The sequence below is a fragment of the Anoxybacillus sp. P3H1B genome, assembly GCF_001560855.1.
GTDB lineage: Bacteria > Bacillota > Bacilli > Bacillales > Anoxybacillaceae > Anoxybacteroides > Anoxybacteroides rupiense.
In genome coordinates, this window is the sequence record NZ_LPUG01000013.1 from 48,030 (window position 1) to 72,173 (window position 24,144).

General features: G+C 41.1%; 18 protein-coding genes, 1 pseudogene and 3 CRISPR repeat arrays. Of the genes and pseudogenes, 16 read left to right on the forward strand and 3 right to left on the reverse strand.

Annotation, left to right across the window (positions count from 1 at the left end; genetic code table 11):
• Positions 1-25 precede the first annotated feature (25 nt).
• The 10 genes from AT864_RS09105 (at position 26) to cas6 (ending at position 11,949) form a co-directional block, all read left to right on the forward strand.
• Positions 26-1,153 (forward strand): ABC transporter ATP-binding protein, encoded by a 1,128-nt coding sequence (locus AT864_RS09105; protein ID WP_066148445.1) that lies wholly within the window; start codon positions 26-28, stop codon positions 1,151-1,153.
• 14 nt (positions 1,154-1,167) lie between these two features.
• A complete protein-coding gene (locus AT864_RS09110) occupies positions 1,168-1,803 on the forward strand; it encodes an ABC transporter permease (RefSeq protein ID WP_066148447.1) in 636 nt (211 codons plus the stop codon).
• 1,435 nt (positions 1,804-3,238) lie between these two features.
• Complete coding sequence (locus tag AT864_RS09115) at positions 3,239-5,203, forward strand: TIGR02556 family CRISPR-associated protein (RefSeq protein WP_066148449.1); 1,965 nt, start codon at positions 3,239-3,241, stop codon at positions 5,201-5,203.
• Complete coding sequence (gene cas7b / locus AT864_RS09120; protein ID WP_066148451.1) at positions 5,203-6,138, forward strand: type I-B CRISPR-associated protein Cas7/Csh2; 936 nt, start codon at positions 5,203-5,205, stop codon at positions 6,136-6,138. Before AT864_RS09115 ends, cas7b begins: the two co-directional genes overlap by 1 nt.
• 14 nt (positions 6,139-6,152) lie before the next feature.
• Positions 6,153-6,887: a type I-B CRISPR-associated protein Cas5b gene (gene cas5b, locus AT864_RS09125; protein ID WP_066148453.1), complete on the forward strand. Its 735-nt coding sequence runs from the start codon at positions 6,153-6,155 to the stop codon at positions 6,885-6,887.
• Positions 6,888-6,930: 43 nt separating this feature from the next.
• Positions 6,931-9,414, forward strand: coding sequence for a CRISPR-associated helicase/endonuclease Cas3 (locus AT864_RS09130; RefSeq protein WP_066148455.1), 2,484 nt, complete (start codon positions 6,931-6,933; stop codon positions 9,412-9,414).
• Entirely contained in the window at positions 9,402-9,914 is a 513-nt protein-coding gene (gene cas4, locus AT864_RS09135) for a CRISPR-associated protein Cas4 (RefSeq protein WP_231734620.1), read from the forward strand. The genes AT864_RS09130 and cas4 overlap by 13 nt, the downstream gene beginning before the upstream one ends.
• A complete protein-coding gene (cas1b, locus tag AT864_RS09140; RefSeq protein WP_066148457.1) occupies positions 9,914-10,921 on the forward strand; it encodes a type I-B CRISPR-associated endonuclease Cas1b in 1,008 nt (335 codons plus the stop codon). Before cas4 ends, cas1b begins: the two co-directional genes overlap by 1 nt.
• Before the next feature lie 8 nt (positions 10,922-10,929).
• On the forward strand, positions 10,930-11,193 hold the full coding sequence (gene cas2 / locus AT864_RS09145) for a CRISPR-associated endonuclease Cas2 (protein WP_066148459.1): 264 nt from the start codon (positions 10,930-10,932) through the stop codon (positions 11,191-11,193).
• A 9-nt stretch (positions 11,194-11,202) separates the two neighbouring features.
• On the forward strand, positions 11,203-11,949 hold the full coding sequence (cas6, locus tag AT864_RS09150; RefSeq protein ID WP_066148461.1) for a CRISPR-associated endoribonuclease Cas6: 747 nt from the start codon (positions 11,203-11,205) through the stop codon (positions 11,947-11,949).
• A 179-nt stretch (positions 11,950-12,128) separates the two neighbouring features.
• A CRISPR array of direct repeats spans positions 12,129-12,558; the repeat unit is 30 nt; unit sequence GTTTTTATCTTACCTATGAGGGATTGAAAC.
• A 322-nt stretch (positions 12,559-12,880) separates the two neighbouring features.
• Positions 12,881-13,774: direct repeats of the CRISPR family, unit length 36 nt; unit sequence GTCATAGTTCCCCTGAGATTGTTGCTGTGGTATGAT.
• 100 nt (positions 13,775-13,874) lie between these two features.
• Here cas6 and cas2 (AT864_RS09155) read toward each other — a convergent pair.
• The 3 genes from cas2 (AT864_RS09155) to cas9 are packed head-to-tail and all read right to left on the reverse strand — an operon-like array spanning position 13,875 to position 18,277.
• On the reverse strand, positions 13,875-14,183 hold the full coding sequence (cas2, locus tag AT864_RS09155; RefSeq protein ID WP_066148463.1) for a CRISPR-associated endonuclease Cas2: 309 nt from the start codon (positions 14,181-14,183) through the stop codon (positions 13,875-13,877).
• 4 nt (positions 14,184-14,187) lie between these two features.
• The gene (gene cas1 / locus AT864_RS09160) at positions 14,188-15,069 is read right to left on the reverse strand and encodes a type II CRISPR-associated endonuclease Cas1 (protein ID WP_082741664.1); all 882 of its coding nucleotides are present in this window, start codon (positions 15,067-15,069) and stop codon (positions 14,188-14,190) included.
• Positions 15,017-18,277 (reverse strand): type II CRISPR RNA-guided endonuclease Cas9, encoded by a 3,261-nt coding sequence (cas9, locus tag AT864_RS09165; RefSeq protein WP_066148467.1) that lies wholly within the window; start codon positions 18,275-18,277, stop codon positions 15,017-15,019. The genes cas1 and cas9 overlap by 53 nt, the downstream gene beginning before the upstream one ends.
• 243 nt (positions 18,278-18,520) lie before the next feature.
• Between cas9 and AT864_RS09170 the strand changes: the two are divergent.
• The 6 genes and pseudogenes from AT864_RS09170 to AT864_RS09195 all read left to right on the forward strand — a co-directional run.
• Positions 18,521-18,757: pseudogene (locus AT864_RS09170) on the forward strand (CRISPR-associated endoribonuclease Cas6); the annotation flags it as partial.
• A 182-nt stretch (positions 18,758-18,939) separates the two neighbouring features.
• A CRISPR array of direct repeats spans positions 18,940-19,166; the repeat unit is 30 nt; unit sequence GTTTTTATCTTAACTATGAGGGATTGAAAC.
• Between the two features lie 492 nt (positions 19,167-19,658).
• Positions 19,659-20,726, forward strand: a complete 1,068-nt coding sequence (locus AT864_RS09175; protein WP_369815516.1) for an ABC transporter ATP-binding protein — start codon at positions 19,659-19,661, stop codon at positions 20,724-20,726.
• Positions 20,716-21,507 carry an ABC transporter permease gene (locus AT864_RS09180; protein WP_066148480.1) on the forward strand — a complete coding sequence of 264 codons (792 nt, stop codon included), beginning with the start codon at positions 20,716-20,718 and terminating at the stop codon, positions 21,505-21,507. The genes AT864_RS09175 and AT864_RS09180 overlap by 11 nt, the downstream gene beginning before the upstream one ends.
• Before the next feature lie 9 nt (positions 21,508-21,516).
• Positions 21,517-22,320, forward strand: a complete 804-nt coding sequence (locus tag AT864_RS09185) for an ABC transporter permease (RefSeq protein ID WP_044741379.1) — start codon at positions 21,517-21,519, stop codon at positions 22,318-22,320.
• On the forward strand, positions 22,317-23,390 hold the full coding sequence (locus AT864_RS09190) for a PotD/PotF family extracellular solute-binding protein (protein WP_066148472.1): 1,074 nt from the start codon (positions 22,317-22,319) through the stop codon (positions 23,388-23,390). The genes AT864_RS09185 and AT864_RS09190 overlap by 4 nt, the downstream gene beginning before the upstream one ends.
• A 26-nt stretch (positions 23,391-23,416) precedes the next feature.
• On the forward strand, positions 23,417-24,034 hold the full coding sequence (locus AT864_RS09195) for a site-2 protease family protein (RefSeq protein WP_369815517.1): 618 nt from the start codon (positions 23,417-23,419) through the stop codon (positions 24,032-24,034).
• The last annotated feature ends 110 nt before the right edge of the window (positions 24,035-24,144 follow it).

The following is a 24,144-nucleotide window of genomic DNA, read 5'->3' on the forward strand; positions in this document are numbered from 1 at the left end:
ACAGCCAGTTTGAAGGAGGGACAGCATGATTCGATTTGAAAATGTAAAAAAGCAGTATGATGATGGTTTTATTGCTTTAAAAAATATCAATCTCGAAATAAAAAAAGGAGAATTGGTGACGTTAATCGGCCCAAGCGGCTGCGGAAAGACGACGACGATGCGAATGGTTAACCGCTTGACAGAACCGACCTCTGGAAAAATTTATATTGGCGGTCAAGATATATCGACGATTGATCCGGTAGAACTGCGCCGCAACATTGGGTATGTGATCCAACAGATTGGTTTGTTTCCCCATATGACCATTGCGCAAAACATTACCCTTGTGCCCAAATTGAAAAAGTGGAAAGCCGATATGTATGAAAAGCGCGTCGATGAGCTGCTTGACTTAGTTGGCTTGGATCCATCCACTTTTAAGCATCGCTATCCATCGGAATTAAGCGGCGGGCAGCAGCAGCGTGTAGGGGTTATTCGCGCATTGGCAGCGGAACCGGATATTATTCTAATGGATGAGCCGTTTAGCGCGCTGGACCCGATCAGCCGCGAGCAGCTTCAGGATGATATTGTAAAGCTTCAAGAAGAAGTGCAAAAAACGATTGTATTTGTGACTCACGATATGGATGAGGCTCTAAAAATCGCCAATCGCATTGCTATTATGAAAGAAGGGGAAATTGTCCAGTTTGATACCCCGGATAAGATTTTACGGCGTCCGGCCAATGAGTTTGTCCGCGGTTTTATTGGGGAAAACCGGCTTCAGCAGGGGAACTCATTAGTGCCGACGGCGAAAGATTTAATGTCCTCATTTGTTGTCACTGCTTCTCCCAACCGCGGATTAGCCGAGGCTTTTCGCTTGATGAAGGAAAAGAAAGTAGACAGTTTAATGATTACAGACAAAAAGCAAGTCTTTCTTGGCATCGTGACATTAAAAGAGTTGGAAAAACAATATGACAAAGAAGAATGGGTGCTGGCCGATATTACGGACGAGAATTGTGCGACGCTAACGAAAGATGATGATGTGACAAATGTGGCTGAAATTTTCCAAAATAAGGATATAAACGTGATCCCGATATTAGAAGGAGATCGGCTCGCAGGGGTGATTACAAGATCGAGCTTGATGCGCGGCTTAGCCGAATGGGAGTTTCATAAGCAACAGTGAGGGAGTGATAACAGATGAATCTCATCCAAACGTTTATTGACAGGAAGCAAGATATTTGGCTTGCCTTTCAAGAGCATATTATGTTATCCGCCATTTCAATGGCGGTTGCCATCCTTGTCTCTGTTCCGCTTGGCATTCTCTTGACAAGGAATAAAAGGATTGCTGAACCGGTCATCGGAGTGGCCGCGATTATTCAAACTATTCCAAGCCTTGCTTTATTGGGATTTATGCTTCCGATCTTCGGAATTGGCAAGCTTCCGGCTATTATCGCGTTGACCCTGTATGCCTTGCTTCCGATTTTACGAAATACCTATACAGGCATTTTGGGTGTTGATCCGGCGCTTGTGGATGCGGGGAAAGGAATGGGAATGACTTCATGGCAAATTTTGTGGATGGTCGAACTTCCCCTCTCTTTGCCAGTGATTATGGCAGGAGTAAGAACCGCGACCGTGTTAACGATCGGTGTTGCGGCGCTGGCGACATTCATCGGTGCCGGAGGACTTGGCGATCTGATCGACCGCGGCTTGCGGGTGGCGGACAAAAATCTTATTCTAGCGGGAGCGATCCCTGCCGCCATTTTGGCCATTTTATTTGACCTCATATTAAAGAAAATAGAAAACAAAGTAACGCCAAAAGGATTAAAGTCGTAATTCGTGTTTTTGGAAATTGTTTTAAAATGTGTTCTGATGTTGAAGAAGTAATAGCGTTGTATAAAGGTAGCTAGAGTATATTCGATCATCGTAAAGTTATAAATTTGTATAGAAAAATCGAGATCCCTTGCCTTCCCCTCTCTTTAAAGTAGAAAATTACCTAGACATTATGTGTAGAGGGGGATAGGTGTTAGGCGAAAATGCTAGCTTTAGCCTATACAGCGAATGAATTAATAAGTAGCACTCCATGCCATCCAACTTGTCAATGGTTATTATCCTAATAGTTCAAGAACAAGCGGACATTTCATGATTGCATATCAAATGATTGAGGTATTCAATGGTCGTCGATCCCCCAATCGTGCTAAAATCCTGGGAGATTGACGACCCCTTATTTTTTTCGCACTTCCTATCAGACATAATCCCTTTTGAAGATTGTATCAATTTTTTAAGCTATGTATAATGATGGTGTCGTAGTAACTAATTTTTGATATATCAATGGTTAACTGTTTTTTATCTTAACTATGAGGAATCAAAAAGCATTGGAATATCTGAATCGTGACTAGGAGAGTTTTTGTTCGAGCATGAGGATAGATTGAGTAGGAGTGTCTCCTTAGTTTTTTAGATACTGAATGCGAGTGCATTATGTTTTTGTTATAAATATCTTTGAACTGTCCTGTAAATTGTTTTTCATGAAGTGTATATATACACGTTCCCACTTAGAAACTTCATTAATGTCAATCTTTGCGGTACGTTTTACAATAAAAAGAAAATATAAGGAAATATTTTTTGGTTTTTAAAAAATGTTACAAATTCGTTGTATAATGAATTTGTAAGAATGATTCTCCATCTGTTATTGTGCACAGGTTAATGCAATCGTTTGTATTGGCATGTGCATATTTTTTACAATAAAATAAACTGAAAATTGACATAAATAAATTTCCCCTTAATTGAGGAACGAGGTAAAAAGCAATGAAAATAGAATATAAAATGTCTGTATTGGCAACTATGATGGATAGTGTGCAGTATTATTTTTATTCGCTCTATATGGCTATCTTACCTTAAATAAGAATTAAAACATTAATAATGTCATTGTTATCTTACCTACTTAGGAATGAAGACAAATGAATATTTAAGAAAATTCGAGGTAAATTTAATTAAGAATGTAATTGTAAAAAATTTTGAAGGAGGACAAAAGATGCGTATCCATATACTTTTTGTATCCAGTAAAACATGCATGGAGCATAAGAAGAATAAGATCAGAAAAGTCCATATACAGGTAGATACAGCGCAAATTCATGATTTTTTCCGAAGGTACTAGTTGAATTCAGAAAAGTTAGAATAAAATGTGAAATTTTTGCGTTAGATCTTGAATTAGAGGGTTTTTATGGTAAAATCTCCTTAGTTGTAGTAATTCAATCCTAAAGGAGGTGGGATAATGATTAAAACGATCTACTCCCTTGGTCACAAATATTTGATGGAAGGAAATTCATCGATTGTTCAAGCCATCACGCTGCCGGTTGAGCATTCAGCTGCCGCTGTTAAATATGTGGTCATTGTTGATTTGGCGATTGCTGATCAAAAGATTCACTTGATACTTAAAGAGGTGGACTCATCTACTTCGCTTGATTTTTTATGGATTGGCACAGCAGATGGGGCAGCGAGTCCACAATGGTACGGCACGGTGAGAAATGTTGAATATTTGTTAGGGCAAACCATTCCTAACTTGCTTGAACGATGGGATCGTGAAGACCCTTATTATGTTTTTTTAACAGAAGCACATCAGCGGTTTTTTGTTGATTTGGGCGAGACACAAAATTCAGGCGAGCGCTATCGCTATGTATTCAATCCTGACTACATTGGTGGCACGTTGACCGAAAGAGACGGGAAAAAGGCGCTTAGCGCGGTAGCAAAGCAGTTTCAACAATTTGTTGAAGCAAAATTAAATGTAAATTCTAAAGATGTTTTATTATATTCTCTATCGCTTGATGGACAGTTAGTAGTCAAACAGCCAGAATATGAACGGTTAGTCCTTGCCGATAAACTTAGCGTGTTTGAAGACGCAAAAACAGGTGTGTGTGCGCTGACTAACCAAACAGAGGCTGTCACGGGCGAGACTACGAAATTAAAGTTTAACTATTACATAAACCAGAAAATTAGTTTTGCAAGCGGTTTTGACAAAAAATCGTTTGTAAAAAACTTATCCATTAGCCGTGACGCTTACCAAGCGATTATGGCCGGAGAAGCATATATTCTTCGCAACTTTAATACCCGATTTAGCGGTTTGCCTTGTTATATCATTCCAGACTTTTTATACGATATCCCATTTAAGAATGCGCCGCTGGAGACAATTAGCGAGTATATTCAGCAGTTTGTCCGAACCATTAAAACAGCGGAAACCGCTAAAGAGTTGCATAAATATATTGAGAATTACAGGCGTTTTGAAGAGCAGATGGATAACTACATTGCTTTGCATTTTCTTTTTTACACGAAAGCGCAAGCTTCTTTAAAGATTAACAAACTTGTGTCAGATGTTCCGTTAACGTATTTGCGACAGTTAAGCAGAGAGATGAGACAGGTGGAAGGACTAGGGCGCCGATTTTTTAGTCAGACAAAATTTAACCTTGGCTTGGATGCGATTTACTATCTTATTCCGATGCGTGTGAAAAAGGGAGACAACTTAGAGAAGCGCAAAATTTTGCATGTGTATGAATCATTGCTTACAAAAAAGCCTTTATCATACCATTGGCTCATTACGCAATTTGTGCAATTGGCAAAAATTTACGCATATGCACACTATGACGTTTATCAATTCAACGGTAAAAAGGAATATAACGATGTTCAGCTAGTAGATGCAATGATACAAGCACAGCTACTCCTAAAACTGTTATACAAGCTTGAACTGATAAAGGAGGCGAAGGAAATGGCGGATGGCATCTCCTATGCATTGCCGGATGCGGAAATAGCCGATTATATGGGAACGATGAACTACACTGCTGCACAAAGCGCATTGTTTTTGCTTGGCTATTTAATTGCTCGAATCGGAGCTGAGCAAGTCAAAAAAGCGAGCGCCCGGGCAGAAGCGCTTGGACAAGCTCGGACGGGAAGAACGGCGAATAAGCCGATTTTGTCCAAAATCAACTATCACGGCATGAGCAAACAAAGAATTATGTTTCTTTCTAACGAAATCCCCGACAAACTTCGGCAGTTGAAAATTGCTTCTGCGCATAATGAGCTTATTTACGCGGAGCATAAACATTTGTTAGATGCGGCCATGCAGGAAAAATGGAGTTTATCAGATCGTGAAAGCGTTTTTTATTTATTGTCAGGTTATGCTTATGGAACGAAACGGATTTTGGAGAACGCCAAAAAAGAAAAGAATGATAAGGAGGAAAGCAAGTGATGAATAATAGCGATATGTTATTTCTTTATGATGCCAAGCTGACCAATCCGAACGGTGACATCGACGAAGAGAACCGTCCGCGCATGGATTATGAGCGCTCAGTGAACTTAGTAAGCGATGTTCGTTTAAAACGCTATCTCCGTGATTACTTTGAACAAATCGGCAAAGAAATTTTTGTAGGAAAAGTAGATGGAGAGACGGTCAACGCGACTGAACGAATCAAGCATTTATTTGACAAATTTGAAGGAAAGGTAAATGTTAATAAATTATCGAAAGAGCAGCAAGATTGGATGTTGGATCAACTCATTGATGTTCGGCTGTTTGGAGCGACGATGCCGTTGAAATCTGAGGATAAAGGAAGTTCCATGACATTTATTGGTCCGATTCAATTCAATTGGGGCTACTCATTAAACAAAGTGACGCTTGTTGAATCGACGAGCATTACTTCGCATTTTGGTTCGGATAACAAAAATGATGGCGGCAATATCGGAAAAGATTACCGTGTATACTACTCATTTTTAGCCTTTCATGGCATTGTTAGCGGCCATCGCGCCACGCATACACGGCTTGCGGAAGACGATGTTCGCCTGTTGGATCAGGCGATGGTGAAGGCGATTCCGTTGAGTGCCACCCGCAGTAAAGTTGGTCAATATCCGCGTCTATATATGCGCGTGGAATACACTTCTCCAGAATTTGTAGCGGGAGATTTGCGCGATTTAATCAGTTTAACAGAAACAGAGGGGCTGCGCAGCATCTCTGAAGTCGAACTTCGGATCGATGCACTAGTGAATAGATTGTTAGAAATCAATGATGAAATTGCCCATGTTTATTACTGGCAAGATTCGAATTTATTGTTAAGCTACGAAGGACAGAAAGGTCAATTGGCGGATCTTCTGCCTAACGACGTAGCAGGCAAGCTAGTTTCAGTGCTGTAAAAAGGGTGACATGTATGAATATACTCATTTTTGATTTGATCGGGAAGATGGGGCATTTTCGAAAGATGGATACGAACTCATCTTCTCTATCATATTTCTTTCCGCCGCGAACAACGATTGTGGGATTAATTGCAGGAATCTTAGGAATCGAGAGAGACGGTTATTACGAGCCATTTTCATTCGATCAATGCCAAGTGGGGCTTTCCGTCCGCACCCCGGTTCGAAAAATGATACAAACAGTCAATTATATGTTGGTGACATCAAAGGGTCATCTTAACAATAGTGCAGGACATACGCAAATCCCTCTTGAGTTTGTGCTTCCGAGAAAAGAAGAGATGGCATTGCGTTACCGCGTTTATTTTTCTCATAAAGACCCGGTGATTTATGAAGATGTAAAGAAACGGGTTCAGTCAAACCGATATATTTACCCGCCGTATCTCGGTCTGTCGGAATTGCTTGGACAACTAGAGTGGATCGCGGAGGCGGAAGGGGTACAAAATGAGTCAGACGGTTTAATCCCGATCCATTCGGTCGCGCGCATCTCGGATTTGCGCGAGCGCTCGCTTCAGCTGTCAACTGACACGAGGTTTGTGAAAGAATTTATGACCCGCCATTTTACGAAAGAACGAGCCATTCTCGAGACGGACTACTATTTGCTAGAATTGTCGCGGCGGTTGGTCGCTGTTCCTAACGTGCCATACGTTACTGTCACGTACGGCAACGAAAGGGAACATGTGTTGTTCATGTAGCGCGCATGTCAGACCGCCGCGCTATTTTTTAGGGGGTGGAAGCATGTATTTGTCGCATACAAAACCAGATAAAAGATTAGTAGTTCATTTGCGGGAAGTATATGAATATTTAAAAACTCTGCTTGAGTATGTACCTTTATCGAGAGAAGACTACGAAACGGTGCAATACATAGGCAAGATCGTAGCCGTCACACACGATTTCGGAAAATACTTATCTTACTTTCAAACGTATTTGCGAACGAAAGAGACGGAAGGAGATTTACATCATCACTCGTTTATTTCTGCGGTGTTTGCTGCACACTTGCTATGCCGCTCCAAAAGCTTGCCTGCTTCATGGTCAGAATTTGCTCCGCTGCTAGGATATTTTGCCGTCATGCACCACCATGGGAATTTGCGCGATATAGCACTAGATGTAACAGATTCAAATGACATTTATGAAGATGACATACAGCGCTCGCTGTATGATCGGGTGCGGACGTTAAAAATTCAATTGGAAGATATAAAAAAGCATGCCTCGTCCATTATTGGGGATTTATCGCCACTATGGGAGGAGTTGCAGATCCCGCTTTCCTTATCTGAAGAACTTGCAAATTTTATACAACATTATGAGAACGCTTTTGATGAAACGTATCGCCAATTTTATTTGCTTACGCGACGGAAAAGAGGAGCGCTTACGGCAAAATTATATTATTATGCGTTGTTGTTATACTCTGTATTAATCGACGCTGATAAATGGTCTGCAGCTAATATTAAGCGAAACTCGCGCGTCCATATTCCGGGCCATCTAGTCGATCAATATCGCCAAGCGAATTTTGATGTGGAAATACTTGAAGGAACAAACGGTTGGCGCAACCGAATGTATGGGACGGTCATGGAACGAATCGAACAAATTGCCCGCACTAATGCTGCACAAAGGCTATTTACATTGACAGCGCCAACGGGGGCGGGAAAAACGCTTTTATCTATTTCTGTTGCTTTAAAATGGCGGGAACACGCGCAGAAATATGAGGGATATACGCCCAAAATTATTTATGCCCTGCCGTTTACGAGCGTCATTGATCAAAATGAGAAAGTGATTTACGATCTTCTTGCCCAATTACAAGATTTCAAAGGAAATGAGCAACGTTATTTGGTTAAACATCATCATTTATCCACGTTTCAATACCGCACAGACCATCAAGAGTTGCCGCTTAGACAAGCCTTGTTGCTGACAGAAAGCTGGGAAGCCGAGTTTATTATTACGACGTTTGTTCAACTGTTTCAAACTCTTATCGGCTATGAAAATCGGGCGCTGAAGAAGTTTCATCAAATTGCAGGAAGCATTTTAATTCTCGATGAAATTCAAAACGTGCCAGTTGAGTATTGGCCGTTGTTGCGCGTTGTGCTGTCGAATATGGCTGAATTGTTTTCTTGCAAAATTTTATTATTAACAGCTACACAGCCGCTCATTTTTCCACAAGGTGAAACGATAGAGCTTTTAGAATCAGAGTCCGTTCAGCCGATTCACTTTTTTCAAGAAATGGAGCGTGTCCATCTTCAGTGGCTCAAGGGAAGCAAAGGGACATACAATGTAGATGAGTGGATGGAACAATTTCAACTTCACTTTGAGGATGGAAAAACGTATTTAGCAATTTTTAATACAATTAAAACGTCTATTGATGTGTACGAACGACTCAAAAAATGGCTGAAGCAGCACGGTTATCATGTTTTCTACCTTTCTACCAACATTGTTCCTTGCGAACGTAAACAGCGTATTGAAGCGATCAAAGACCTTCTTAAAGAGAAGCAAAAGGTAGCCGTCATTTCTACACAGGTTGTGGAAGCAGGAGTAGATGTCGACTTTGATGTGGTGTACCGCGACTTGGGACCGACTGACTCCATTGTACAGGCGGCGGGACGCTGCAACCGCAACGGGCAAAAGGATTGTTTAGGGAAAGTGTACATTACGCCGATGGAACGAAATGGGGCGTTGGAATCCAAATATGTATACGGTGCGGTCCATACAAATATCGCTAAAGAACTGCTTCCAGAGGAATCGATGTTGGAACACCAATTTTTTGATGCTATCCATCAATATTTTTCCAATGTAAAAAACGCTAAATCGTTCACAGCCTCCGATGGGATTATAAAAGCGATGGAAGAGTTAAAGTTTGATGCCAAAGATAAGCCGGGAATCAAGCAAAAGCCGGAATATGTATCAGAATTTCAACTGATTGAAAACGCACATCAAGCAGTAGATGTGTTTGTCGAAGTGGATGACCGCGCTATAGCAATCTGGCAAGAATATATAACGACCGTTATCGAAGAAAGCAATTTAGAAACGAGATTTGAAAATTATTTGCGTTTAAAAAGGGATATCCTTCAGTACGTAATTTCGGCACCGATTCAGCTTGTGAAAAATTTAGACCGCGATTTATATGAAAAAACACGAATGCTTCATTTGTCTAATGATCTATTAAACCAATATTATAACAGCGAATATGGACTGATTCGCTCGAGTGAGATGGTGGATGCATGGATTATGTAATGGATGTAAATGGCACGCATATTTGGTACTACTTTATTTGTAAACGCGAGGTTTGGCTGATTGCCCACCAAATTGCGGCCGATCAAGAGGACGATAACCTCGAAATTGGCCGCTTCATCTCGGAAACAACGTATCAGCGCCAGAAAAAAGAAATGCTAATTGGCAATATTAAAGTGGACCGTATTCGTCGCGAGGGGGACACTTTGGTTGTTGGAGAAGTGAAAAAATCATCCACCTATGAAAAAAGTGCCTACTATCAACTCTTGTACTATCTGGATACATTGAAGAAAATGGGGATTGAGGCAAAAGGGGAGTTATTGTTTCCAAAAGAAAAGAAAGTAACGAAAGTGGGATGGACAGAAGAAGGAAAAAAAGTATTGGAAGAAGTGGTCGCTGATATTCGCCGCATTGCCCGGTTACCTATTCCGCCAGAATCAAAAAAAATTCAATTTTGCCGAAGCTGCGCCTATCGTGAATATTGTTTTGCGGAGGAATCATGATGAAAAAAACACTTTATATTTTTCAAAGCGGCGAGTTGTTCCGGCAAGACAATAGTATTTGTTTTGAAACAGCTGAGCGCAAGCGGGTCTTGCCTGTTGAAGATATTAATGACATCTATATTTTTGGCGAAGTGAATGTCACCAAGAAGTTTTTGGAGCTCATGGCGCAAAAACGTATTTGTATTCACTATTTTAATTATCACGGTTATTATACGGGAACGTTTTACCCACGTGAACATTTAAATGCCGGACACGTTATTTTAAAACAGGCCGAAGCGTATTTAGATCCGGAAAAACGTCTCGCCTTAGCGCGGAAATTTATCGACGGTTCGATCGGACAAATGATCCAAGTGTTGAAATATTATCAAAATCGTGTAAAAACCAATCAAGAAAAATTTAAGGAGATGATTTTCGATTTCCAGTCAAGCCGGGCGAAATTGGAGCAATGGACAAGCGTCGAGGAAATGATGTCAACAGAAGGGCATGTGCGTGAGAAATATTATCGTATGTTTGATGATATTTTAAACCATCATCCGGATTTTTTATTTGAAAAGCGTTCAAAAAGGCCGCCGCTCAATCGGTTAAATGCCATGATTAGCTTTGGGAATCAGTTTTGCTATACGATGGTGTTAAGTGAAATCTACAAAACTTATTTAGATCCGCGTATCGGTTTTTTGCACGCGACGAATTTTCGGCGTTTTTCGTTAAACTTGGATATTGCGGAAATATTTAAACCGATTATGGTCGATCGATTGATTTTTACTTTAGTCAACAAGAAGATGATGACGAAGAAAGATTTTGATAGAAATATGGAAGGAATACTGTTATCAGAAGAGGGACGGAGAAGATTTATTGAAGAATTGGACAAACGCATGAAAACAACAGTTAATCACAGACATCTTGGTAAATCCGTGTCCTACCGCCGTCTTATTCGTTTGGAACTTTATAAAATACAAAAGCATCTTCTCGGCGAAAAAGAATATGAGCCGTATCGCTCGTTATGGTAGGTGTTGCTATGTTTGTGATACTCGTCTATGATTTTGATAAAAAGCGTGTCGCCAAAGCGTTAAAGATTGCTAGGAAGTATTTATATTGGGTGCAAAACTCGGTGTTAGAAGGGGAAATTTCCGAAGCCAATTATGTCAAGCTAAAAATGGAACTGGCGAATATCATGGATCCCAATACAGATTCTATTGTGTTTTATACGTTTCGCACGCAAAAATATTCGAAACGCGAAGAGATGGGGTTACGAAAAGGCGGAGAAGACAACATTTTATAGGAGGAACAGATGAGGCTTACGATTCGATTTAGACCAAAAGATGGAACCCTTATATTACCGATCAACTATGAAGAAGTGTTGCAAGGATTTTTATACCGTTCCATTCAAGATTTTGACCTTGCGGATTTTTTGCACAATGTTGGATATACAAAAGAAAAGCGGAGGTTTAAACTATTTACCTTTAGCCGGCTTTATGGAACATACCGTATACATCGGCATGAGAAAAAAATCGAGTTTTTTGACCAAGTGACATGGCATGTTTCATCTGTGGTGGAGTCTCTTATTGTCGATTTGGGAAGAAACTATGTATTGAAGGAACACTTTAACCTTAATGGACAGCCGATTCATATGGAGGAGGCGCAAGCGGCAACGTTGCAGCTTTCTGCCCAAAAAACTTATCGAATTCGCATGCTTTCTCCTCTGACGGTTTATAGCACATACGAAAACAGGTATGGAAATAAGAGAACTCATTTCTTTTCTCCTTTTGACGTTGTGTTTTCAGATATGGTTGAGAAGAACTTTTGCAACAAGTTTCAGTCATACTTTCAACAAGAGCCAACTGAGCGGGTTACAATAAGACCTGTTCGTGTAACAGGAAGGGATAAAGTCATTACAAGTTTTAAAGGTTTCCTGATCAATGCGTGGAATGGGATATATGAAATTGAAGCGTCTTATGATTACATAAATTTTATGTATGATGTTGGGATTGGTTCGAAAAATTCTCAAGGATTTGGGATGTTTGAAATTTTGGAATAAGCCTATTTAAGTTGTCGTCGCTCTCCAATAGCGCACAATTCCTAGGGGATCGACGACAGTTTTTATTGATGAAATCCCTGTATTGATGAAGGGTTCAAACAGTTGATAGGCTTTTACGTTGCGTTTATAATGGTAGTGTAACTGCTTTCGGAATGTTGATTTATTAATGTTTTTTTGGGGTTTTTATCTTACCTATGAGGGATTGAAACTTGGCTAGATATTCAATATAGTCGTGAAACTCATCTAAAGTTTTTATCTTACCTATGAGGGATTGAAACATTCAACGAGCATTAGATGATTTAGCATTAGGAGGTGTTTTTATCTTACCTATGAGGGATTGAAACAAGTAATCCGCCATGTATTCAATCGAATATCCATCGTTTTTATCTTACCTATGAGGGATTGAAACCTTGTTGTATACCATCGGCTGGAAAACGATCATTCTTGTTTTTATCTTACCTATGAGGGATTGAAACTCGTCGAGTTCACTTGCTTGAATTCGGCCATGCGAGTTTTTATCTTACCTATGAGGGATTGAAACACGTGCAGCGCAAATACGTGAATCAGATTCCGCAAGTGGTTTTTATCTTACCTATGAGGAACTGAAAATTGATTTGAGGAACATTTGTGTAAAATTAGCACGTTATTTTGGAACAAAATGATCATTTTTTGCAAATTCTAACGAGATTTTGTGCATTACTCTAGCGAAAATATGGAACATTGTGCAAATTTAATTCCTTTTGTTTGAAGAAAGACCATTTGATGGTTTGATATAGAGCTTCTGCGGACATGTTTTCTGGCGAAAGGGGCGAGTGGGAACTCTTTTCTCGCTAGGCCATAAGCCTAACATGTCCGCCATTCCATGTAAAGCCCGTATGTCTAATTTTGTGATTATATTCAAAAAATAATTAGCTAATGTGTAAAACAAATAATTTGCAAATTTACAAGATTGTTGCTGTAGTATGATTTGGTGCGTGTCAACTCAGTAATCAAGGATGTCATAGTTCCCCTGAGATTGTTGCTGTGGTATGATACCATATCATGAATCATCGAGATGTCGTCAGTCATAGTTCCCCTGAGATTGTTGCTGTGGTATGATGATTAACAGAAAAGGATTTACGTCTTATGAGTCATAGTTCCCCTGAGATTGTTGCTGTGGTATGATTGAAGGTAAAGTCATTCCGGCACCGGTCTTGGTCATAGTTCCCCTGAGATTGTTGCTGTGGTATGATATATTCCTCGACACACTTTTCAAAGCTTTCGTCATAGTTCCCCTGAGATTGTTGCTGTGGTATGATTAGGTTGGAGAGAAATAAAAGCTGAAGAAAGTCATAGTTCCCCTGAGATTGTTGCTGTGGTATGATGACTCCACTCCGATTCATCATCATCAGAAAGTCATAGTTCCCCTGAGATTGTTGCTGTGGTATGATCAAATAATAAGGATATTTTTAAGACCCACAGTCATAGTTCCCCTGAGATTGTTGCTGTGGTATGATCGTGCAATACTCTGTTTGCATTGCGCTTGGTCATAGTTCCCCTGAGATTGTTGCTGTGGTATGATATATTGGCGTAAGGAAATACCTCTAAATCAGTCATAGTTCCCCTGAGATTGTTGCTGTGGTATGATTTAGTGTTATACCACATAAATCTAGTGTCGGTCATAGTTCCCCTGAGATTGTTGCTGTGGTATGATTCTACCATGTCAACTTCAACACTGTCATAGGTCATAGTTCCCCTGAGATTGTTGCTGTGGTATGATACAACAACAGTAATAGCTTCAGGCTCGATGGTCATAGTTCCCCTGAGATTGTTGCTGTGGTATGATACGTGTGTCAAAAAGCCTGTAATTTCAAGGATTACAGGCTTTTTGATTGCGGAAAAACGGAGCGGTAGATGTTAGCATTTTGAGTATTGGCTGTGTTTTTTTAAAAAAGAGTTAGTTGTGTTGTTTTAAGCGTTTTCTCTTTTGGAGTTGCTTCGCCCAATAGAAGCTGCATTTTTGCGTATTGTTTTTCTGTTACAATCATCGCCCGAATGGATCCTTGAGATGGTAAATTCTTTTTTAATCTTGCCAAATGTTTATCAGCTGCCTCATGTCCGTTGCAAATGCGGCTGTAGACTGAAAACTGTAGCATATCATACCCTTCGTTTAATAAAAATGTGCGGAACCGTCGATAGTCTCGCTTCTCCCTACTTGTGAGAACTGGCAAATCAAAAAACACAAGCAAGCGCATAAAATTACTCATATACGTGTAATTGGAGCGGGAGAAGCTTAGGTAACTTTAAGCACGAAGGGTTTTGCGTTTTGCTAGCGGTGACGAAGCTTTTCGCGATTTCCTCTACGGCGTTTACCACAGTCAATGTTTCGTCATTTATTAGTATATCCACATTTGCCAAATTATATAAATCTGCCCTGATAGATGCGGAAAATTCATCGTCTGGATTCACATGCTGGGCGACGTATAAATCAACGAGAGGTCGCAGTACTTCCATAAAATCATCCGCCAAGTTAAATTTATTTAAATCATTATCGTGGTGAATCCCGATGCAAGGGAAAAATCCGTAATTCACTAATGACCGGGCCACAATGCCGCGCATAATGGCATATCCATAATTCAGGGCGATATTGATTGTATTATCGCTCCGCCGTGTAAATTGACTGCCAAACAAATAGTGGAAATATTTTTTAGCTCCGTATGCTTCACGGTTGTTTGTATCTCCTGAGTCAACGGTTTTACTAATTCGATATAAGTCTTCTGCTCCTTCTTTGTTTAAAAACTCTAAGCATTTTCCTTGGTTGATTAGTTTTTGAATGACGATCTGTTGCCAAATTCGTTTTTTGAATGGTTTCGTATAAGCGTACTGCATGTACAGTACGCTCAATTGTCGAGAGTGTTTCTGGAACGTATTGAACACCCCGTTTGGCAAGCGTTTTTGGTCACATGTAAACAACGCGATGTTATACTCAGCCATTTTGCTTAAAGCTACGGAAGTAACGGTGACAGCAGGCTCTTCAATCAAAATGGAGCATATATCTTCCAAAGGAATTGACACCGCTTCTTCTTGCTCAATCACTAGCTGATTGTAACGAATCGACAGTTTGCTCGGTTTTCTGATCATGACATGACGCCAACCCAACCCTCTTTTCTCCTTTCACCTGATAGATGTTGCCAAGCACATCTACTTGATATTTCTCGAATCGTTTGAGGGTTTTTGAACCGACGCCTCGTAAAGAAAAGCTTTGATCGTGGCTGATTAAGTCTAATCCGCCAGTAGCTGAGTCAATCGTTTTATAGTACATGAAGATATCCTTAACTTTTACTTCTCTCCCCAGCGAATCTTTCACCACTTTTTCTCGCGGAAATTCGACCCTTACGAGGTCATTTGGATACAGGCTGAACTTAAATGTATAGTCTTCGGTCATTTCTTTCCATTCGGAATATGGCTTATTCGCCTCAATCGCTTTGTTTGGCAAAACGCCGTTCATAATGTCAATTGTGTATACGGGTACGCAATAGTATTTGCCGTCTTTTTCAAAGACGTCGGTGCGGACGATGTTGCTGTTATAAGCGACGGTTTTTTCATCTAGATGCACCACTCGGTTTTTGACGTCAATGATTTTTACGCTTCGAATAATTGGGCCAGGCTCACCGTTTTTCTTCGGTTTGTGGAGCGGTTGTTGGAACGCTTTTTTCGGATCGTTTCCGTGTTCAAGCAGGCGTTGGCGAATGACTTCGTATGTTCGCGGATCGCTTTCTTTTCCATACATTGGGAAGTGGCCATCCGCGTCTAACTTGATGTTAGAGAGTTTCGTTTTAACAATGGTTTGAATCTTTCCGCTTGGTTCGTCCTCACCGATATAACGGCGCAATGTTTCTTGATGTGCCGCGCCTGTTACGCTTCTCTTTGGCATTCGTGATACAAAAACCGATTTTAACGATTCGAGTTTGCTATTATCATAATTTCCAAGGTTTAAAACTTTTATACTCTCTTGCGGAAATTTGGATAGCCTTGCTTTTAGTTCATCAGAAAAATGCGGCCACGGCTGCGGGAAAAACGGTTCTTTTTTCTTGGCGAGTTCTTTGTTTTGTTCCCGTTCTTGATAAAAACGAGTAATTTTTTCAATTATATCAGGTGAAGCGCAGGCAACGATGACCGCATCGACAGCATGATGCAAATCAGATTCTTCTCGGTTTTTATTGAAATCCCAGCGGCTGCGAAGATGTGCCGTAATTTTTCCGCTCACGGTATACACTTTCTGGTTTCTGTTGCTGTCGGCAAATTTTAAGTGCTCTTTAATGAAATTGACGAAAAAGCGCGAAATGTATCTCGTATCATTCAAATTGCGTTCTTTAAACTCTTTTTCTTCTGTTTCCCCGTAGTGCAGTCGAAGCAAATTATTTTTCTTTGCTTTAGAGAATTGCTTGTTCGTCAGTACAAAGGCTTCAAAGTTGTTCCAACGCTCCGTTCCTACACCTAAATACTCGGCAGGAGTTCGGTTTCCTTTTTGGCGGTTTTCCTTCGTTAAAACAAGCACTTTATTGGCGTAGCTATCGTCTAAACTGCGGCTGTAAGGAAAAATATGGTCGACTTCGGTGTATCCTTCATCTAATAGGTGTTCCAACGAAATAGGCTCGAGAGAATACATGCATCTTCCTTGTTGTTCGCTCCAAAGCTTAAATTTGACGATATCCAAGCCAGTTGGATTTTTCGTTAGTCCGTATTCCATCAGTTGTTTAACCGCGGTTTCATTTTTTTTACGGTTTTCTGTTTGTTCTTTTTGGACTTTTTTCCTCTCGTCGAAGGAACGCGATAAATCTCTAGCCAATTCAATATGAATAGACACAGGCGAACCATATTTTTTAATAATCGCATTCACGACTTTGCGCGCTTGTGTCAGCGCCCGCATGACAACCGGATTGGCGATGTCCGGAATAGTTGGGAGCAACCGTGTTTTTTCTTTTTTCTTAGGTCCTGTAAAATCATAATTGGCTAGTTCGCAAGCCCTTGAATAAACTTCTCCCTGTTCCATGTAAGGAAGGATGTTCCGAAGAGCTTTAATAGATAAATGCCCAAACTTTGAAAACGATAAATTTAGTAATTCATCAATGAGTGCGGAGTCATATGCTCGGTTAGCTAAATTGCAAACCTTCTTTCCATCAGCTCGTACATACTCATTTTGTAAGTATGCGTAAATATCTTCGTCGTTTTTGAAGACAGTAAGAGCGTAGCCGAACGTATCGAAATCGGCTTCAGAAAATTGGTCGACTCCTTTTTTGCTGTAAACTTGCTCAATGCACTTGCGAATTTTATGGTAAGCGTCCAATTCTAGAAAGCGGATATTTTCCATTTTTTTCAATAGTTGATCTACTTCGTATACAAGCCCTTTAAATTTAATGTCATCAGGTAGGTCGAGAAGTTTACGAATATCATGATAAGTAATTTTATTCTTTGTAAATGCTTGTTTATATATCAGCTGACGTTCTTGTTCTGTCAGCGGTCTGGTTCCATCAAGGGAAACAAGTCGCAGTTTATTAATATGCTCCCAAGCGACAAATGATTGAAACGTGTAAGTCGCTTTTGGAGCGCGCTTTTCATTCGGTTCGAACGTGCAAAAACCGACTTTTTTCTCAATGTCGTCTTTCGATGCGAAAGGCCTTTGCGAGGACCAAATGTGCAAATAGGCTGCTTCAAAATGTTCAGTGCAAATAGGGTTGTTGAATTCGCGTTGCTTTGCAAAAAGAAGTTGAATCTCTCGTTGCAAATCATCGCGGGCAATCATATTGGAGTAATCATCCGCTTTGTTTCGTTTATGATATTGAAATTTTTCATCTTTCACAATCATTTCAGCAACCGTGCGATACTTGTCTAGAATGGAGCGATTTTCTTTTACATGTTTTAACAACACGCTATTTTCGTTACTATTTCTTTCGCTTTTGCGGTTGGACTTAAAGCCTCTTCGTTTCGCTAAATGAAGCAGCACACGCGCCAGTTCATCATTATTCAACTTTCGATCGAGCGCCTCTACACGCAGCTGCCATACGTCTGTTAATCCACGTTTCGTAAACAAGTTGTCCATCTCTTCTTTGGTTATAACATTTTCGCGGACGAGAAGGCGACGAATGCGTTCAAGCCGATGTTTCCGTCGGCGGAGTCGACGTCTTGTGGAACGTGCAAGCCGACGAGGGAGGGCTAACGGGTCGCCTTGAGGCTGCTCCGCTTTATCGAAAATCCGCACCCCCAAATCTTCAATACGTCGTAAGTCAAGATTAATGGCAGCCCAACCAACAGATGTAATGCCGATATCGAGTCCGATTTTGTAATTCATGAAAATCCCCTTTCTATATGGTTTGATATAACAAAAAAGACCTTAGCATTGGAGGCTAAGGTCTGAGATCGCAGTAAAATGGGGAATGCCCATTGAAAAAGGGCTATAGGCGATCCCCAACGCCGCGGGTCATTTCTACCCCCTAAAAGTAGAAAGCCCTTATCATAGTAACCCTGAGAGTGTTGCTTTGGTATGATATATTTTCATTTTAAATGGTTTTTTGTAAAATTCAAGGGGTAAGTTAATAAATTTGAGGTGTATTATGGGAGAGAGCCGAACGAAAGGCTGACAATTCAACCGATTGATGTTAGGAAGCGCGACAAAGTTGTGACGATGTTTAAAGGGTTTTATATTACAGCTTGGCAGGGACAGTACCGCCTTTTATCCTCGCCGGAAAATTTAACTTTTTTATACCGCGTAGGCCTCGAAGGACGAAACTCGCAAGGATTCGGCATGTTCCGCCTCCTTTCCGAGAGGTAAATCTTTTTCTCTTTTTGTCGTCGACCTCCAATCATGCAAAAAGTCCGGGGGATCGACGACACTTTTTTATCCCGAAACATGCCTATCATATCAACGGTTTAAACATATTGATTCAATTTTCAAATAGTTGTATAATCAACCTGTATTTGTTGTCCATCCTTTGATTTATCAGTGTTTTTTAGGTTTTTATCTTAACTATGAGGGATTGAAACGCTGAAGACAGATGACGGAAGCTGTCTTCAAACACGTTTTTATCTTAACTATGAGGGATTGAAACGAACTATAGATGAAAAAGATATTCCAGATCACGATAGTTTTTATCTTAACTATGAGGGATTGAAACTCAGCGATTTCCTGTGCCTTTTTGTATACCGATCGGGTTTTTATCTTAACTATGAGGGATTGAAACCCTAACAGGGATAATATAGAAGGAACGATCTTTTTTGATTGTGTGGGGAAAATAGAAGAATCTCTGATTTCCTTAAAGCTTAGCTGTCGTTATTTCGTGATAATCGGTTTACCGCTTGCCGACCGATTTGCTCATTTTAATACATCCATCGAGAAGTCTCCCGCCTCTAAGCGAAGTGGAGGTGGGGGAGGTCATCAGACCGCTTGCTGTTCGATTCTTTGCTGTGTGCTTTCGTGACAGAGACAAGTCTGTCACCCTCTTCCGATCTTCGGTGTTCTAGGCGGCTTCATTGTATGGATGGCTCCGCCGCCCTTATTTTGTCATCGTCTGCCGTTTTTCCGCTCCTGCTTTATGCGAATCTGGAAAGGAGCGGATCTTTTCTGTTTTTTAGAAAATTTCCCGTTGCGCTTTCGACTTTCACATGTTCTAATAGGAATGATAGTAAAGCGAATGATTGGTTCGCCGATTTTGCATACAATGGAGGGCTGGAAGTTGAAAGATGCAATCATCCGCTTTGAGCGTGTGACAAAGCTGTATGATGGGGTTGCGGTGCTTGACGATGTAAGCTTCGAAATTGAGAGAGGAAAGTTTTATACGCTGCTGGGGCCATCAGGATGCGGAAAGACGACGATTCTGCGGCTGATTGCGGGCTTTATTGAGCCATCGCACGGAACGATTTATTTTCATGATCAGCCGATCAACCAGGTTCCGGCTAATAAGCGGCAAGTGAATACCGTGTTTCAAGATTATGCTTTATTTCCTCATTTGGATGTGTTTGAAAATGTGGCATTCGGGCTGCGCATTAAAAAAATGAAGCAGGCCGAGATTGATAAAAAAGTGAAGGAAGCGCTGCGGTTTGTCAATTTAGAAGGATATGAAAATCGTAGAATTCAAGAAATGTCGGGCGGACAACGGCAACGGGTGGCGATCGCGCGCGCGATTGTGAACGAGCCGGAGGTGCTGTTGCTTGATGAACCGCTATCAGCCCTTGATCTGAAGCTGCGGACAGAAATGCAATATGAATTAAGGGAGCTGCAGCGCCGATTAGGCATTACCTTTATCTTTGTTACACATGATCAAGAAGAAGCGCTGGCGATGTCGGATCAAATTTTTGTGCTAAACAAAGGAAAAATCCAGCAAAGTGGCACGCCGAAAGATATTTATGATGAACCCGTGAATCGATTTGTTGCGGATTTCATCGGCGAATCGAACATTTTGCCGGGACGCATGATTCAAGATTTTCTTGTGGAATTTGCCGGAAAACAGTTTGAATGCGTAGACAGCGGATTTTTGCCAAATGAACACGTCGAGATTGTCATTCGCCCAGAGGATTTAGAAATGACGGCACCGGAGCGCGGCAAATTGCGTGTGCGGGTAGATTCTCTGTTGTTCCGCGGCGTGCACTATGAAATTTGCGCCTATGATGAAAACGGCAATGAGTGGCTTGTCCATTCTACGAAAAAAGCGGAAGTTGGAGAAGAGATCGGCCTTTATTTTGAACCGGAGGCGATTCATGTTATGCACATGGGGGAGATGGATGATGGCCGCCATGAGACATAATGTGCGTAACCTTTATTTAATTCCGTATGTGTTGTGGATCGCTTTATTTGTCGCGGCGCCCATTTTGCTTATTGTGTATTATTCCTTTTTCGATATTGAAGGAAAATGGACCATTGCCAATTACGAGAAATTTTTTACTCCTATCTACTTGAAAATGGCGCTGAATTCGTTTTGGTATGCGTTTTTAATTACGTTGCTTTCGTTGCTGATTGCTTATCCAACCGCTTATTTTTTAACAAAAACGAAACATAAGCAGCTATGGCTTTTATTGATTATTTTGCCGACGTGGGTCAATTTGTTGCTGAAGGCGTATGCTTTTTTAGGCATTTTTGGAACGTTCGGCTTGGCTAATGCTATTTTGGAAATGTTGGGAATCGGCAAAAAGCAAATTTTATTTACAGACTTTAGCTTTGTTTTCGTATCGGTTTATATTTTTATCCCGTTTATGGTGCTTCCTATTTTCAATGCGCTTGAAGAGCTGAATCCGTCGCTTGTGGATGCTGCACGCGATCTCGGGGCTTCCGCATGGACGACATTCCGCCGCGTTGTGTTTCCATTGACGCTGGATGGTGTAAAAGCGGGCTGCCAAGCGGTGTTTATCCCGTCATTATCTCTGTTCATGATTACGCGTTTAATCGCTGGCAATCGCGTCATTACTCTGGGGACGGCGGTTGAGGAGCATTTCCTCGTGACCCAGGATTGGGGAATGGGAGCGACCATTGCCGTGTTTTTAATGATTGCAATGGCGGTTATTATCGGGTTAACAGGAAACCGGAAGTGAGGAAGGCAGATGAAGCGAAATCGGACATGGGGACAAATTTATTTAGTGATCGTATTTGTCATTTTATATATGCCTATTTTTTATCTTATGTATTATTCGTTTAATAGCGGCGGCACGATGCATCATTTTCAGCGATTTACCTTCGAATGGTACAAGGAGGTATTTCATGATCCTCGCCTTTTAATTATTGTCATCAATACGCTTGTGATCGCTTTGTTATCGGCTACGATCTCGACGATTTTAGGTGTGGCGGGGGCGCTTTCGATTTATTATGTAAAAAGACGGAGAGCCAAAAATTTGCTGCTTACGTTTAACAATGTGCTCATCGTAAGTCCTGATGTCATTATTGGTGCCTCGTTTTTAATTTTATTTACGATTGCCGGAATCAAGCTGGGGTTTATCTCTGTTCTCTTATCACATATTGCCTTCAGTGTTCCGATTGTCGTATTGATGGTGCTGCCAAAGCTGCAGGAAATGAGTCCGACTTTAATGGATGCGGCGCACGATTTAGGGGCGAATCAATGGCAAGTGTTAACACGAGTCATTTTGCCGTTTATTACACCCGGTATTTTTGCCGGATTCTTTATGGCGCTTACATATTCACTTGATGACTTTGCTGTGACGTTTTTCGTAACCGGAAACGGCTTTTCGACGTTGTCGGTGGAAATTTATTCACGAGCGCGGCAAGGAATTTCCTTGTCGATCAATGCGTTGTCGACCCTTCTGTTTTTATTTACGGTTCTTCTTGTCGTTGGATATTATGTCATTAGCCAAAAAGGCGGCCGTTTGTATGGGGAAGGAGGGCGCAGATGAGAAGGCTTGTTCAATCGTTTGCTGCTGTTTTGCTGATTACTGCCGCTTTACTTTATATATCCTATCGCCTAAATGAATCAGAAGGCTATGCCGGAAGCCGTACGCTGACTGTTTATAACTGGGGCGACTATATTGACCCGAAGCTGATTAAGGAATTTGAAAAAGAAACGGGATGGAAGGTCATTTATCAAACCTTTGATTCGAACGAAGCTATGATGGCAAAAATCGCTCAAGGGGGAACGACCTTTGATGTAGCGGTACCGTCAGAGTATGCGATCAGCAAAATGAAAGAGGAAGGAATGCTTCTTCCGCTTGATCATTCCAAGCTGCCGAATTTGAAATACCTCGATTCGCGTTTTTTGAATCTATCATTTGATCCGGGCAATCAATATTCTGTGCCGTATTTTTGGGGCACGGTCGGAATCGTCTATAATTCAGAAATGCTTGGCGGCAAAAAGCTGACAAGCTGGAATGATTTATGGAACAAGGATTTGCGGAATCAAATTTTGCTTGTCGACGGGGCCCGAGAAGTGATGGGAATGGCGCTAAACAGTCTTCATTATTCATTAAATGATACGAATCAAGCGCATTTATTGCAGGCCAAAAGAAAGCTTGATTCCTTGACGCCCAATGTGAAGGCGATTGTCGGCGATGAAATAAAGATGTTGCTGGCCAATGAAGAAGCGGCGATTGGGGTCGTGTGGTCTGGCGATGCGGCGGAAATTATTGCGGAAAATGACAAGCTGGACTATGTTGTGCCAAAGGAAGGCTCCAATCTATGGTTTGATAATATGGTGATTCCGAAAACGGCAAAAAATATTGAAGGAGCGCATCAGTTTATTAATTTTATGCTCGATCCGAAGCATGCGGCGGCGAATGCTGAATATGTTGGCTATTCCACGCCAAACAAAAAAGCGCTGGAATATATGCCAAAAGAAGTGGTAAAGGATCAACGGTTTTATCCTGATTTCCATTCGATTGGCCGATTAGAAGTGTACGAGAATTTGGGAAAACGGATGCTCGCTGATTACAATGAACTGTTCCTTGAATTTAAAATGCATCGCAAATGAAAGGAAGATTGAACGGATTGACACGGATGAAAAAAGCGTGGGTGACGATAGGGACTGTCGGGTTGTTTATGGCCGGAAAGCTAAAATGGCTGTTGGCGCTTGCAAAATTTTTGAAGCTAAGCTCTCTCATTTCTTTATTTATTTCCTTTGGTTTATATGCGCTTGTCTATGGATGGAAGTTTGCTGTGGCGTTGATCTATCTGATTTATGTGCATGAAATGGGGCATCTCATGGCAGCGCGGAAAAAAGGCATACCGACGTCTAAAGCGATTTTTCTCCCTTTCATTGGCGCGGTGGTGGCGCTGAAAAAACAACCAGAATCAGCGAATGATGAAGCTTATTTAGCATATGCCGGGCCGCTGTGGGGGACATTGGCGTTTTTGCCGGCTTTTCCGCTGTATTGGATGACAGAGGATCCTTTTTGGGGACTTGTAATCGCGCTGGGAGCGATCATTAATTTATTTAATTTGCTTCCGATTCATCCTCTTGACGGCGGAAGAATTGTGGGGGTGATCTCTCCAAAAATCTGGTTCTTTGGACTGATAGGAGGAGCGCTTTATTGGATTTGGCGCCCGAACGGAATATTAGCTTTGATCTTGCTTTTTGGCGCGATGAAATGCTGGGAGCTGATATGCTCCCCCTAAGGTAGACAGATTAAAAAATAAAAATCTGTTTTCTCTTAGGGGGAGTTTTTCTGTGTCTGGCAAACATTATTCTGAAGAGTTTAAATATGAAGTTATTAAAGCTTATGAGA